This window comes from Paractinoplanes durhamensis (genome assembly GCF_016862175.1).
In the GTDB taxonomy this organism is placed as follows: Bacteria; Actinomycetota; Actinomycetes; order Mycobacteriales; family Micromonosporaceae; genus Actinoplanes; species Actinoplanes durhamensis.
Genome location: NZ_BOML01000005.1, coordinates 25646 through 38218, shown reverse-complemented (window position 1 = coordinate 38218; position 12573 = coordinate 25646). Strand labels below are relative to the sequence as shown.

Annotated in this window: 15 protein-coding genes; 8 read left to right on the top strand and 7 right to left on the bottom strand. The window is 72.1% G+C overall.

Features of this window, described 5'->3' with window-relative positions:
* Nucleotides 1-69 precede the first annotated feature (69 nt).
* On the top strand, nucleotides 70-960 hold the full coding sequence (locus tag Adu01nite_RS02095; RefSeq protein ID WP_203724490.1) for a ribokinase: 891 nt from the start codon (nucleotides 70-72) through the stop codon (nucleotides 958-960).
* Between the two features lie 8 nt (nucleotides 961-968).
* On the opposite strand, the gene Adu01nite_RS02090 is transcribed toward Adu01nite_RS02095, so the two are convergent.
* The 4 genes from Adu01nite_RS02090 to Adu01nite_RS02075 are packed head-to-tail and all read right to left on the bottom strand — an operon-like array spanning nucleotide 969 to nucleotide 3271.
* The gene (locus Adu01nite_RS02090; RefSeq protein ID WP_239132068.1) at nucleotides 969-1850 is read right to left on the bottom strand and encodes a methyl-accepting chemotaxis protein; all 882 of its coding nucleotides are present in this window, start codon (nucleotides 1848-1850) and stop codon (nucleotides 969-971) included.
* The gene (locus Adu01nite_RS02085) at nucleotides 1847-2383 is read right to left on the bottom strand and encodes a PAS domain-containing protein (RefSeq protein WP_203724489.1); all 537 of its coding nucleotides are present in this window, start codon (nucleotides 2381-2383) and stop codon (nucleotides 1847-1849) included. The genes Adu01nite_RS02090 and Adu01nite_RS02085 overlap by 4 nt, the downstream gene beginning before the upstream one ends.
* A 52-nt stretch (nucleotides 2384-2435) precedes the next feature.
* Complete coding sequence (locus Adu01nite_RS02080; RefSeq protein ID WP_203724488.1) at nucleotides 2436-2789, bottom strand: DoxX family protein; 354 nt, start codon at nucleotides 2787-2789, stop codon at nucleotides 2436-2438.
* A 14-nt stretch (nucleotides 2790-2803) separates the two neighbouring features.
* Nucleotides 2804-3271: a DUF6232 family protein gene (locus Adu01nite_RS02075; RefSeq protein WP_203724487.1), complete on the bottom strand. Its 468-nt coding sequence runs from the start codon at nucleotides 3269-3271 to the stop codon at nucleotides 2804-2806.
* Between the two features lie 58 nt (nucleotides 3272-3329).
* Here Adu01nite_RS02075 and Adu01nite_RS02070 point away from each other — a divergent pair, with 58 nt between their 5' ends.
* The 4 genes from Adu01nite_RS02070 to Adu01nite_RS02055 all read left to right on the top strand — a co-directional run bounded on the left by Adu01nite_RS02070 (nucleotide 3330) and on the right by Adu01nite_RS02055 (nucleotide 8080).
* Complete coding sequence (locus Adu01nite_RS02070) at nucleotides 3330-4103, top strand: enoyl-CoA hydratase/isomerase family protein (RefSeq protein ID WP_203724486.1); 774 nt, start codon at nucleotides 3330-3332, stop codon at nucleotides 4101-4103.
* A 38-nt stretch (nucleotides 4104-4141) separates the two neighbouring features.
* Nucleotides 4142-4711: a hypothetical protein gene (locus tag Adu01nite_RS02065; protein WP_203724485.1), complete on the top strand. Its 570-nt coding sequence runs from the start codon at nucleotides 4142-4144 to the stop codon at nucleotides 4709-4711.
* A gap of 26 nt (nucleotides 4712-4737) precedes the next feature.
* Complete coding sequence (locus tag Adu01nite_RS02060; RefSeq protein ID WP_203724484.1) at nucleotides 4738-6405, top strand: Hsp70 family protein; 1668 nt, start codon at nucleotides 4738-4740, stop codon at nucleotides 6403-6405.
* 61 nt (nucleotides 6406-6466) lie between these two features.
* Nucleotides 6467-8080, top strand: a complete 1614-nt coding sequence (locus Adu01nite_RS02055) for an acetolactate synthase (RefSeq protein WP_203724483.1) — start codon at nucleotides 6467-6469, stop codon at nucleotides 8078-8080.
* A 4-nt stretch (nucleotides 8081-8084) separates the two neighbouring features.
* On the opposite strand, the gene Adu01nite_RS02050 is transcribed toward Adu01nite_RS02055, so the two are convergent.
* The 3 genes from Adu01nite_RS02050 to Adu01nite_RS02040 all read right to left on the bottom strand — a co-directional run bounded on the left by Adu01nite_RS02050 (nucleotide 8085) and on the right by Adu01nite_RS02040 (nucleotide 9184).
* Nucleotides 8085-8429, bottom strand: a complete 345-nt coding sequence (locus Adu01nite_RS02050) for a PLDc N-terminal domain-containing protein (protein WP_203724482.1) — start codon at nucleotides 8427-8429, stop codon at nucleotides 8085-8087.
* Between the two features lie 69 nt (nucleotides 8430-8498).
* Nucleotides 8499-8801 (bottom strand): DUF202 domain-containing protein, encoded by a 303-nt coding sequence (locus tag Adu01nite_RS02045; protein ID WP_203724481.1) that lies wholly within the window; start codon nucleotides 8799-8801, stop codon nucleotides 8499-8501.
* On the bottom strand, nucleotides 8798-9184 hold the full coding sequence (locus Adu01nite_RS02040; RefSeq protein ID WP_239132067.1) for a YidH family protein: 387 nt from the start codon (nucleotides 9182-9184) through the stop codon (nucleotides 8798-8800). The genes Adu01nite_RS02045 and Adu01nite_RS02040 overlap by 4 nt, the downstream gene beginning before the upstream one ends.
* A gap of 352 nt (nucleotides 9185-9536) precedes the next feature.
* Here Adu01nite_RS02040 and Adu01nite_RS02035 point away from each other — a divergent pair, with 352 nt between their 5' ends.
* The 3 genes from Adu01nite_RS02035 (at nucleotide 9537) to Adu01nite_RS02025 (ending at nucleotide 12568) form a co-directional block, all read left to right on the top strand.
* Entirely contained in the window at nucleotides 9537-10316 is a 780-nt protein-coding gene (locus tag Adu01nite_RS02035) for an electron transfer flavoprotein subunit beta/FixA family protein (protein ID WP_203724479.1), read from the top strand.
* Nucleotides 10317-10329: 13 nt separating this feature from the next.
* On the top strand, nucleotides 10330-11289 hold the full coding sequence (locus Adu01nite_RS02030; RefSeq protein WP_203724478.1) for an electron transfer flavoprotein subunit alpha/FixB family protein: 960 nt from the start codon (nucleotides 10330-10332) through the stop codon (nucleotides 11287-11289).
* Nucleotides 11290-11392: 103 nt separating this feature from the next.
* Entirely contained in the window at nucleotides 11393-12568 is a 1176-nt protein-coding gene (locus tag Adu01nite_RS02025; protein WP_203724477.1) for a cysteine desulfurase family protein, read from the top strand.
* Nucleotides 12569-12573 lie beyond the last annotated feature (5 nt).

Sequence of the window (12573 nt, the reverse complement as noted above, 5' to 3'; positions counted from 1 at the left end):
CAGCCGCAGTTGCGGACGGCCTCGCCGGCGAGGGCCAGAAGGGCATGCCTGAGGAAGAGAGGGCCTGAGATGGCACCGCGGATCGTGGTGGCGGGCAGCGCCAACATGGACCTGGTCGGGCTGGCCGAGCGCCTGCCGCTGCCGGGCGAGACGGTGCTCGGCGACGACTTCGTGATGATGCCCGGCGGCAAGGGCGCCAACCAGGCGACCGCCGCGGCCCGGGCCGGCGGGCACGCCGTGTTCCTCGGCGCGATCGGCTCGGACGCGTTCGGGGTGACCCTCAACGCCCGGCTCAACGCGGCCGGCGTGGATGTCGGGCACGTGCGCACCAGCTACGGCGCCTCCGGCGTCGCGGTGATCATGGTGGACCGGGCCGGGGAAAACTCGATCCTGGTCTCGCCCGGCGCGAACAGCTCGTTCACCGACCTCACCGAGACCGAGGCGAAGGTGATCGCGGGCAGCGACGTGCTGCTCTGCCAGCTGGAGATCCCGGTCGACACGGTCATCGCGGCCTGCCGGGCGGCCCGGGCCGGCGGCACCCGCACGGTCCTGAACGCCGCCCCGGCCCGCGAGCTGCCGCCGGAGCTGCTGTCCGAGGTCGACCTGCTGGTGGTCAACGAGCTCGAGGCCCAGACGATCACCGGCTCCGCCCGGCCGGACATGGCCGGCCTGCTGGCCCTGGTGCCGCGGGTGGTGCTCACCCTGGGTGGCGCGGGTGCCCGCTACGCCGAGCGGGACGGCCGCGACGAGACCGTGCCCGCCTTCCGGGTGGAGGCCACCGACACCACGGCCGCCGGGGATGCGTTCACCGGCGCGCTCGCGGTGGCCTGGGGCGAGGGCCGCGACCTGATGGACGCGGTGCGCTGGGCCAACGCGGCCGGCGCGGCATGCGTACGCAAATTGGGCGCCTCTAACGCGTTGCCGAGCCGCAGCGAGATCGACGCGCTGGCCGCCAATTAGCGCTGCGGTCAGCTCTGCCGGGCCGTTTCCACGAAGCGGCTCACCTCGGAGCGCAGCACCTCGGCCAGCTGGGACAGGCCGTCCATGTCGTGGCTGCCCTCGATCGCGGTGGCGATGCCGTTGGTGAGGCCGCTCATCTCGCGGATGCTCTCGGTGACCGTCTCCAGCACGTGCACCGCGCCCGCGGCCGCGTCCTGGACCTTGGTGACCTGCCCCATGATCTCCCCGCTGGAGCCACTGGTCTCGTCGGCCAGGGTCTTGACCTCGCCGGCCACCACGCTGAAGCCGAGCCCGGCCTCGCCGGCCCGGGCGGCCTCGATGGTGGCGTTCAGCGCGAGCAGGCGGGTCTGCTTGGCCACCTGGTTGATCAGGTCGACGGCGGTGAGGATCTGGTCGGCGGCGGTGCGCAGCGAGTGCACGGTCTCCATGCCGTGCTCGGCCTCGGTGACCGCGGTCCGGGCGAAGTCGGCGAGCCCGTTCGCGGAGGCGCCCATCTCGGTGGCGGCCGTGGCCACCTGCTCGGAGACGCGCAGTACCGCGTGCTCCAGCTCGTCGGCGAGCGCCAGCCGGGCGTCAGTGGCCGCGGCGAGCCGTTCGGCGCTGCGGAACATCTCGTCGATCGAGTCGGAGATCTGCGAAGCCGCGCTGCGGAACCGGCCGCGCATGCCGGGGGTGAGGAAGCGCCGGTGAAAGCGGCCCTCGGCGGCCGCGGCCGAGGCGGCACCGGCCTCCCGGACGAACGCGTCGATGACGTCGAGCAGGTCGTTGAGGGCGGTGCGGCACTCGATCGCGGCGTCGGTCTCGCCGACCGACGGCAGCCGGGCCTCGAGGTCGCCGGCCGCGGCCCGGCGGCACACGTCGGCGATGGCCAGCATGACCTCGTCGCTCACGCGACCGGACCGTTCGTGATGCTCCAGACGAATTCGTCGTACGTCCGGGCGCCCAACTCTTCCTGCAGCTGCTTCCAACCGGCGTCGACGGCGCCCCGGGTGGTCGGGTGGCCGCGCTCGGTGTGCCGGATCCGGTCGTAGGTCTGCTTGACCGCGATCACCGAGTCGGGGTCGGGCCGGCGCCGGTTGGAGTGGTAGCCGACCAGCCGGCCGTCCGCCCCGAACGAGGGCGTGATGTGCGCGAACACCCAGTAGTGCGCGCCGTCGAGGGCCAGGTTCAGCACGTACGCGAAGATCTCCTCGCGCCGGCCGAGGGTGTCCCAGAGCAGCTTGAAGACGGCCCTCGGCATGTCCGGGTGCCGGATGATGTTGTGCGGCTGCCCGAGCGCCTCCGCCTCGGTCAGCGCCGAGATCCTCAGGAAGACGTCGTTCGCGTAGGTGATCAACCCGCGCGGGTCGGTCTTGGTCACGATGATCTCGTCGGCGCCGAACGTGCGCTCGACCCCGGTCGGGCGGGTCCGGATGGTTCGCATGATCTCTTGATGGTTCCGAACGAAACCTCGGATTGCGGGCGAAATGCGAGAATCAGCGCGCTACGCGGCGGGCCCAGGCGATCAGCGGCAGCTGCAGCGGGAGCCGGCCGAAGGCGATCGCCCGCTTGGCCGGCGACGCGTGCCGCCAGTCGACCGCCATCTTCACGTTGGCCGGGAAGACCCCGACGAACAGGGCGGCGGCGGCCAGGGCGCCGGCCCGGCGGGTCGGCGGGTACGCGACGGCGGCGGCCACCGCGAGCTCGGCCACCCCGCTGACGTACGTCCACGTGCGCGGCGACCCGGGCAACTGCCGCGGCACGATCGAGTCGAACGGCTTCGGCGCGACGAAGTGCAGTGTTCCCATGGCGGCCAGCATTCCGGCCAGCCCGATCGCCTGCTTGTCCATGATCGGAGCCTAACCTACTGGCGAGTAGCTCCCTGTGGTTCCAAGGCTCGCTGCAGGGCCCGGTAGATCCGGCCGAAGCGGGACGCGTCCTTGGTGTGCAGCAGCCGGACGTCGCCGGCCCGGGTGCGGGCCCAGATCTCCAGCTCCCGGCTGCCCCGGTCGTAGGAGCGGTCGACGTGCTCGAGCAGCAGGTCGGCGAGCGGCGCCGCGGCCAGCCCGACCAGGATGCCGCCGCCGATCAGCCCGATCGTCAGCGCGGTCGACGCGTCGATCACCAGCGCCACCCCGACCCCCAGCGCCCCCACCAGGATCGGCAGCACCATCGCCACGCCGATCGCGCCGCGCCCGGCGATCGTGCCCCATGACCTGCGCCCACGCCGATGCCACACCTGGCGCAGCTCGGCCAGGGCGAACTTCTGCCCGTCCATCCGGACGCCGGTCGACGTGATGACGACGTCGGAGTCGCGGTAGTAGGTGGTCATTCACTCTCCGTACCCGTCGTAGGCTCTGCCTTAACCAAGACTCAGGGAGGCGTGTTTCGTGGGCGAGTTCGTGAAGCTGGAAATCACCGACGGTATCGGCACCATTCGGCTGGACCGGCCCCCGATGAACCCACTCAACACGCAGGTACAGGAAGAGCTTAGAGAGGCGGCGCATTCCGCCGCCGGCTCCGATGTGGTCAAAGCAGTGGTGGTGTACGGCGGGGAGAAGGTCTTCGCCGCGGGCGCCGACATCACCGAGTTCACCACCCAGAGCTACCAGGACATGGTGTTGCGGGCCGGCGACCTGTCCAGCGCCTTCGACGCCGTGGCCCGCATCCCCAAGCCGGTGGTCGCCGCGATCACCGGTTACGCCCTCGGCGGCGGCTGCGAGCTGGCGCTGGCCTGCGACTGGCGGGTGGTGGCCGACGACGCCAAGCTCGGCCAGCCGGAGATCAAGCTCGGCCTGATCCCGGGCGCCGGCGGCACCCAGCGACTGGCCCGGCTGGTCGGCCCGGCGAAGGCGAAGGACCTGATCTTCTCGGGCCGGATGGTGGACGCCGAGGAGGCGCTGCGGATCGGCCTGGCCGACCGGGTGGTCCCGGCCGCCGAGGTCTACGCCACCGCGCTCGCTCTGGTCAAGCCGTTCGTCACCGGCCCGTCGCTGGCGCTGCGCGCGGCCAAGCAGGCGATCGACGGCGGGCTGAACACCGATCTCGCCTCCGGCCTGGCCCTGGAGTCGCAGTTGTTCGCCGCGCTGTTCGCCACGAATGACCGGATCGAGGGCACCACCGCGTTCGTGGCGAAGCGTAAGCCCACATTTACCGGGCGCTGATGCTCGCTTCCATCGATCGGGTGCCATAAAGTCCGAACGTGCGAGAGATACCCGCTACGCGCCCGGTGCGACGCACCGTGCGCGTAGCGGTTGCCCTTGTCATCGGGCAAGCATTGCTCTGCGCGTTGATCGGCTACCTGACCCTGGGCCGCTCCGGCGCCGCCGGCCGGTCGGTCGATCAGATGGCCGAGCCGCCGCTCGCCCCGCCGCCGACCGCGACCAGTAGCTACGCGTCGCCGTCCGCCTCGGCCCGCTCGTTGTCCGCGACGGCCACCAGCCGGCCCACCCACCGCGCGCGTGACCTGACCACCACCAGCACCCCGGCCGCCCCCGACCCGGCCCCGCCGGTGCCCCCGGAGCTGCCGCCGGACCCGCTGATCGGCACGTCGTCGCCGACGCCCGGTCCGGTGACCACCGCCACGCCACCGCCGGTCGCCGGCCTGATCCCGCCGCAGCCGCCGGCCGCTTCGCCGGTCACCGACGTGCAGGATCCGGTCACCATCGGTGATCGCTGCGCACCGGAATGGGCCTTCGGGCGGACCGCGGACGACACTCTGGTTCGCTGCCTGCGCACGGGTCGTCACGCGCCGCGCTGGAAGATCGCTTAGCGGCGGGCACCCCCTAGACTCACCGCATGGCCAACGACCCTGGGGGCCCGAAGCGGCACGCCCTCGGCGTGGACTTCGGCACGTCCAACACCGTCGCGGTGGCGCGCTGGCCCGACGGCCGCGCCCGCCCGATCCTGGTCGACGGATCGCCGCTGCTGCCCTCGGCCGTCTACGCCGAGCCCAGCGGCCTGCTCAACGTGGGCCGCGACGCCGTGCACAGCGCCCGCCTCGACCCGGCCCGCTTCGAGCCCAACCCGAAGCGGCGGATCGACGACGGCACGGTCCTGCTCGGCGATCAGGAGTTCCCGATCGTCGACCTGATCTCGGCCGTGCTGGCCCGGGTCGCCGAGGAGTGGCACCGCGCGGTCGGCCCGGTCCGGCCCGATGTCACGCTGACCTGCCCGGCCACCTGGGGTGCCGCCCGGCGCACGCTGCTCGCCGAGGCCGCGGCCCGGGCCGGGCTGGAGGGCGCCCGCCTGGTCGCCGAGCCGGTCGCCGCCGCCACCTACTTCGCCGAGGTGCTCGGCCGGGACGTGCCGATCGGCTCGGTCGTGGTGGTGCACGACTTCGGCGCCGGCACGTTCGACGCCAGCGTGGTGGCCCGCACCGCGTCCGGGTTCGAGGTGATGGCCGTCGACGGCCGGGACGACATCGGCGGTCTCGACATCGACGCCGCCATCGTCGAGCACCTGCGGACGGACGAGTGGCAGCGGCTGCTCGAACCGACGACGATCGAGGAGCGCCGGGCTCGTCGCCAGCTGTGGGACGACGTCCGCATCGCCAAGGAACGCCTGTCGCGGGCCCAGTCGGCCGACTTCGTGGTGCCGCTGCTCGACACCGAGGTCCACCTGACCCGCGACGAGCTGGAGAAACTCGCCCGTCCGGTGCTCGACCAGACGGTGCGCGTCACCCAGGGCCTGATCCGCTGGGCCGACCTGCCCGAGGGCCGGCTGGCCGGGGTGTTCCTGGTCGGCGGGGCCAGCCGGATCCCGCTGGTCGCGACGCTGCTGCACCGCGAGCTCGGCGAGGCTCCGGTGGTGATCGAACAGCCCGAGCTGGTGGTGGCCGAGGGCAGCATCCTGGCCGACGCGGCCCTGCTGACCACCGGGGCGGCCGCGCCGGGGCCAACGGCCGAGCTGCGTCTCGTGTCCACCCGCCGGGCGGAAAGCGCGACAGTGGTGGCGCCGGTCATGGCGCAGCGCATTCCGGGCACGACCGGGTTGCAGCCGGCGGTCGACCCGTGGCCCGATGCCGATCACGGGCACTGGGTTCCCGACCCGCAGGCCACGGTCGCCACCCCGCGATTCGAGAACCTCCCACCCGTACACCAGCCTCCTCCGCCGGATCCGACGCCGAGCCCGAGCCGGCCGATGTCGCCGGCGATGGCACCCACCCGGCCCGTTTCGCCCCCGCCGCAGGCGGCTCCGCGCAAGATGCCCGTCACCCGCTCGCAGCCGGTGACGCCCTTGCCGCCGCCGGCGAGGGTGGCCAAGGCCCGACCGGCCAGGGTGCCGAAGCCGAAGCGTCGGCGTGGCGGTTTCCTGCGCTTCCTGCAGCTGCTGTTCAGCTTCGTCGTGATGCTCGGCGTGCCGGTGGTCGCGCTGGTGCTCGCCTATGGGTATGGCAACGGCGAGTCGATTCAGGACAATGCGGTCGACCTGGTGCGCGACATCCTGGACCTCATCGGGATGTGAGTCCGATTCGTCTTGTCCGGGCCGGTAGCGTGCAGGCGACGGCACGGCGATGGAGGCGGGCATGGCAGAGGTGATCGAGGGGCACGGCGGCGATCTGGCGCTGGCCGCGCTGCGAGCGTTCGGGGTGAACGAGATGTTCACCCTCTCCGGCGGGCACGTGTTCCCGCTCTACGACGCCGCGCACAAGGCCGGGTTCCCGATCTACGACGTACGCCATGAGCAGTCCGCGGTTTTTGCCGCCGAGGCGGTCGCCAAGCTGCAGCGCCGGCCCGGCCTCGCGGTCCTCACCGCCGGCCCCGGCGTCACCAACGGGATCTCCGGGCTGACCAGTGCGTTCTTCAACGCCTCGCCGGTCCTCGTGCTCGGCGGCCGCGCGCCGCAGTTCCGCTGGGGCGCCGGCAGCCTGCAGGAATTCGACCACGTGCCGCTGGTCGCGCCGGTGACCAAATACGCCGGCACGGTCACCGAGACCGACCGCATCCCCGGCGAGATCCGGGCGGCGCTGACCGCCGCCCTCACCGCCCACCGCGGGCCCGCCTTCCTCGACCTGCCGTTGGAGATCGTCTTCTCCTCGGGCGAGGCGGTCGCCCCCGGCGCACCGGTCGTGCCCGGCCTCGAGGCCGACCCCGACGAGGTGGCGAAGGCCGGCGCGCTGCTGGCCGGCGCCCAGCGCCCGGTCATCATCGCCGGCTCCGACGTGTGGGGCGGCAACGCGATCGAGGAGCTGCGGGCGGCCGCCGAGGCGTTGCAGGTGCCGGTCTTCACCAACGGCATGGGCCGCGGCGCCCTGCCGCCCGGCCACCCGCTCGCCTTCGCCAAGGCGCGGCGCCCGGCGCTGAACGAGGCCGACGTGGTCTGCGTGATCGGCACCCCGCTCGACTTCCGGCTCGGCTTCGGCGAGTTCGGCGAGGCCCAGGTCGTGCACATCGTGGACGCGCCGACCCAGCGCGCCACCCACGTCACCCCGGCGGTGTCGCCGGCCGGTGACCTGCGCCGGATCCTGACCGCGCTCGCTGCGTACTCCGGGGCGCACCCCGAGTGGATCGAGGGGCTGCGGGCCGCCGAGGACGCCGGCAAGGCCCGCGACGCCGAGGCGATGGCGGCCGAGACCGACCCGATCAAGCCGGCCCGGATCTACGGCGAGCTCCGCAAGATCCTGGCCGCCGACGCGGTGACCATCGGCGACGGCGGCGACTTCGTCTCCTACGCCGGCCGCTACCTCGAACCGGCCCAGCCCGGCACCTGGCTCGACCCCGGCCCGTACGGCTGCCTCGGCACCGGCATGGGCTACGCGATGGGCGCCCGGGTCACCTACCCCGACCGGCAGATCTGTGTGCTGCTCGGCGACGGCGCGGCCGGCTTCTCGCTGATGGACGCGGAGTCGTTGGTGCGGCAGAAGCTGCCGGTCGTGATGGTGGTCGGCAACAACGGCATCTGGGGCCTGGAGAAGCACCCGATGAACGCGATGTACGGCTACGACGTGGCCGCCGACCTGCAGCCCGGCCTGCGCTACGACGACGTGGTGCGCGCACTCGGCGGTGCGGGGGAGACCGTGGAGAAGTCGGCCGACCTGGGCCCGGCCCTGGCCCGCGCCTTCGACGCCGGCGTCCCCTACCTGGTCAACGTGCTGACCGACCCGGCCGACGCCTACCCGCGCAGCTCCAACCTCGCGTAGCCGGTCATTCGCTCTCGTCGCGCTTCTTGAACTCCTTCTCCCACTGGGCGAGGGTCTCGCGGTCGCGTCGCGACTGTTCGTTGTCCATCCGGCGCAGGAAATCCGGATCGTCGTCCGGCGAGGACGGGCGCGACCCGCTCCGATGAGTGGGCGCGCCCTCCCGCGGCGCGGCCACCGGGCGGCCCCACAGGAAATAGGCGATCGCGCCCAGCAGCGGGACCAGAACGATGAGCAGCACCCAGACGGCACGCGGCGCATTGCGGACGCGATCGGCGGACAACACGCTGATCAGTGCCAGCACGAAGAGGACCAGCTGCACAGCAGCCAGGAAGATGAACACCCGCACCATGAGCCAATGATGACTCGGCCGCGGCGCTCCGGCGACGTCGGAGCACGACAAGGCATTCCTGGCGCACCTTTAGAGCATCACTACCAGCCCGCCGAGCGCGGCCAGGGCGGCGGTGATCAACGCGTAGGCGGGCACCGCCCGGCGGGCCGGCTGCGGCGGCATCCGGCGCAGGGCGGACGAGCGGCGATAGGCCAGGGCGATCAGGACCACCCAGGCGGCCATCGCCACGGCCGCGGCCAGCCAGGCGAGCGCCCCGGCCTCCGGCCGGAACGCCGGGCGGGCGCTGAGCAGCGCGACGACGGTGGCGGACAGGCCGGTGCGCCGCCAGGCGAGCCGGGTGCGCTCGGCCGAGGCGCCGGGGTCCGGGCTCATTTCATTGCCTTGATCACAACCGCGACGACCAGTAGCAGCGCGCCCGCCGAGACCACCAGGGCGAGGATCGCCGGGAATTTGGAGCCCGGCAGCTCGGTGCCCATCCGCATGGCCCGCTCGGTGCGGGCCCAGTGGTCGACCGCGCGCAGCGCCACCACCCCGCCCAGCAGGAGCAGCGCGATCGAGATCACCTCGCGCAGGTGCGCGACCGGCAGCGGGGGCAGGAACTGCGCGCAGGCCAGACCGCCGGCGATCAGTGCGAGGCCGGTGCGGATCCAGGCCAGGAAGGTGCGCTCGTTGGCGAGCGAGAACCGGTAGTCGGGGGTCCGGCCGACCGTTGGCTGCTTCTCGGGATCGAACCACTGCCCCAGGTCACCGAACACTGCTCGATTATCGACCTCTTGGGTCAAGAAGGTGCATCCACAGGCTGCGGACTTCGTCACTGACGCACGACTCGCGGGGCCGTCCGCAGCGGCACCACGGCGAGTCCGGGCCGCTTCGACCATGGGACTCCGTCGCGGCGCTGAGTGGTCGTGGTACAGAGTGGGGGACGGGCGGGCGAAACCCGTCCAGCAGTGGTGCGATTTGGCCGGACATATCGTGACACCTCCTCAGCTCATCATGGTGAGGTGTGTCACTCTGGGTGGCTATCACCCATAAGCTACTGGCGGGTAACCTTCCAGGAGGCGTCCGACCGCAACGGTGCGTTCATAACAGGAGGGTCGTAGAAGCGCGATGAACATTGTCGTTTTGGTGAAGCAGGTACCAGACTCCGGTGCCGAGCGCACCCTGAGCGCGAGCGACAACACCGTCGAGCGGGCCTCGGCGAGCAACGTCATCAACGAGATGGACGAGTACGCCATCGAAGAGGCGTTGAAGATCAAAGAGGCGCACGGCGGTGAGGTCACGGTGCTGACCATGGGCCCCGCCGGTGCCACCGAGTCCATCCGCAAGGCGCTCTCCATGGGCCCCGACAAGGCGGTCCACGTGACCGACGACGCTCTGCACGGCTCCTGCGCCGTGGCCACCAGCAAGGTTCTCGCCGCCGCCCTCGGCACCCTGAACGCCGACCTGATCATCGCCGGTGCCGAGAGCACCGACGGTCGCGTGCAGGTCCTGCCGCACATGCTGGCCGAGCGGCTCGGCATCGCGGCGCTGACCGGCGCCCGCAAGCTCACCGTCGACGGCTCCCAGCTGACCGCCGAGCGGCAGACCGACGAGGGCTACGAGGTCGTCACCGCGGCCACCCCGGCCGTCGTCAGCGTCTGGGACACCATCAACGAGCCGCGCTACCCGTCCTTCAAGGGCATCATGGCGGCCAAGAAGAAGCCGGTGCAGACCCTGTCCCTGGCCGACCTCGGGATCGCCGCGGACGAGGTGGGCACGGCCGGCGCGACCAGCACGGTGGTGGACTTCGCGCAGCGTCCGCCGCGCTCCGCCGGCACCAAGGTCACCGACGAGGGCGACGGCGGCGCACAGCTCGTCGCGTACCTCGCCACCGAGAAGTTCGTCTGAGAGGGAGGCTGTCATGGCAGAAGTTCTGGTTGTCGTAGAGGCCTCCGCATCGGCCGGGGTCAAGAAGGTCACGCTCGAGATGCTGACCATCGCGCGCGCTCTGGGTACGCCCAGCGCGGTCGTGCTCGGCGGTGCGGGCGCCGCTGCCGCCTTCGCGGAGAAGCTGGCCGAGTACGGCGCGGAGAAGATCTACGCCGGTGAGGGCGACGAGGTCGACGGCTACCTGGTGGCCCCGAAGGCCACCGTCGTCGCCGAACTGGTCAAGTCGGTCCAGCCGGCCGCCGTCCTGCTGGCCTCGACCCAGGAGGGCAAGGAGATCGCCGGCCGGCTGGCGGTCAAGCTGGACAACGGCCTGCTGACCGACGCGGTGGCCCTCGATGCGGACGGCACCGCCACCCAGGGGATCTTCGCCGGTTCCGCGGTGGTCAAGTCCAAGGTCACCAAGGGCCTGCCGATCGTCACCATCCGCCCCAACTCCACCACCCCGGTGGCCGCTCCGGCGGCCGGCACGGTCGAGCAGCTGACGGTGGCGGTCTCCGACACCGACAAGCTCACCAAGGTGGTCGAGCGGGTGGCCGAGAAGAAGGGCTCCCGCCCCGAGCTGACCGAGGCGTCGATCGTCGTCTCCGGCGGCCGCGGTGTGGCCAGCGCCGACAACTTCAAGCTGGTCGAGGAGTTCGCCGACCTGCTCGGCGGCGCGGTCGGTGCCTCCCGGGCAGCGGTCGACTCCGGCTTCTACCCGCACCAGTTCCAGGTGGGGCAGACCGGCAAGACGGTGTCCCCGCAGCTGTACGTCGCGCTCGGCATCTCCGGCGCGATCCAGCACCGGGCCGGCATGCAGACCTCGAAGACGATCGTGGCGGTCAACAAGGACCCCGAGGCCCCGATCTTCGAGCTGGCCGACTACGGCGTGGTGGGCGACCTGTTCAAGGTCGTACCCCAGGCCGCGGACGAGGTTCGCAAGCGCAAGTAGTCGATGCGACCCACGGCCGCCGGTCACCTGGCGGCCGCGGGTCGCGAAGACCACTCGTACGCAGAAGGGCCTTGTTCGTTTCAAGGCATAAGCTTGGCGACTGATGGCTTATCTGGATCACGCGGCGACCACCCCGATGCTCGAGGAAGCGCTGGAGGCTTACGTCTCCGCCTCCCGCTCGGTCGGTAACCCGTCTTCGCTGCACGCCGCCGGCCGGTGCGCCCGCCGGCTGGTCGAGGAGTCGCGCGAGCGCATCGCCGCCGCCCTCGCCGCCCGCCCCTCCGAGGTGGTCTTCACCAGCGGCGGCACCGAAAGCGACAATCTGGCGACCAAGGGCATCTTCTGGTCGCAGCGGGCGACGTCGCTCAACCGCACCCGGGTGATCGCCTCGGCGGTGGAGCACCACGCCGTGCTGGACGCCGTCGACTGGCTCAACACCCACGAGGGCGCCGCGGTGAGCCTGCTGCCGGTCGACGACCACGGCCGGGTCGACCCGGCCGAGCTGGCCGAGCTGATCGATCGCTACAAGGACGAGATCGCCGTGATCAGCGTCCAGTGGGCGAACAACGAGATCGGCACCGTCCAGCCCATCGCCGAGCTGGCCCGGCTGGCCGCCGAGGCCGGCATCCCGTTCCACACCGACGCCGTCCAGGCGGTCGGCCAGATCCCGGTCGACTTCGCCGCCAGCGGCGCCGCCGCGCTCACCGTGACCGGCCACAAGCTGGGCGGCCCGGTCGGCGTCGGCGCCCTGCTCCTGGGCCGGGACGTCGCCTGCACCCCGCTGCTGCACGGCGGCGGCCAGGAGCGCGACGTCCGCTCCGGCACGCTCGACACGGCCGGCGTCGCGGCCTTCGCGGTCGCCGTGGAGAGCGCGGTCAAGTCTCAGCAGGAGTCCGCGACCAGGGTCGGCGCCCTGCGCGACGAGCTGGTCAACCGGGTCCGGGCGGTCGTTCCCGACGCGATCCTCAACGGCGACCCGGCCGACCGGCTGCCGGGAAACGCCCACTTCAGCTTCCCCGGCTGCGAGGGCGACGCGCTGCTGCTGCTCCTCGACGCCCAGGGCATCTCCTGCTCCACCGGCTCGGCCTGCTCGGCGGGCGTGGCCCAGCCGAGCCACGTGCTGATCGCGATGGGCGCCGACGACGACCGGGCGCGTTCCTCGCTCCGCTTCACCCTCGGCCACACCAGCACGGTCGAGGATGTGGACGCGCTCCTGGCCGCGCTGCCCGGCGCCGTCGAGCGGGCCCGCCGCGCCACCGCGTGGAAGACACCTCGCTAGTAGTC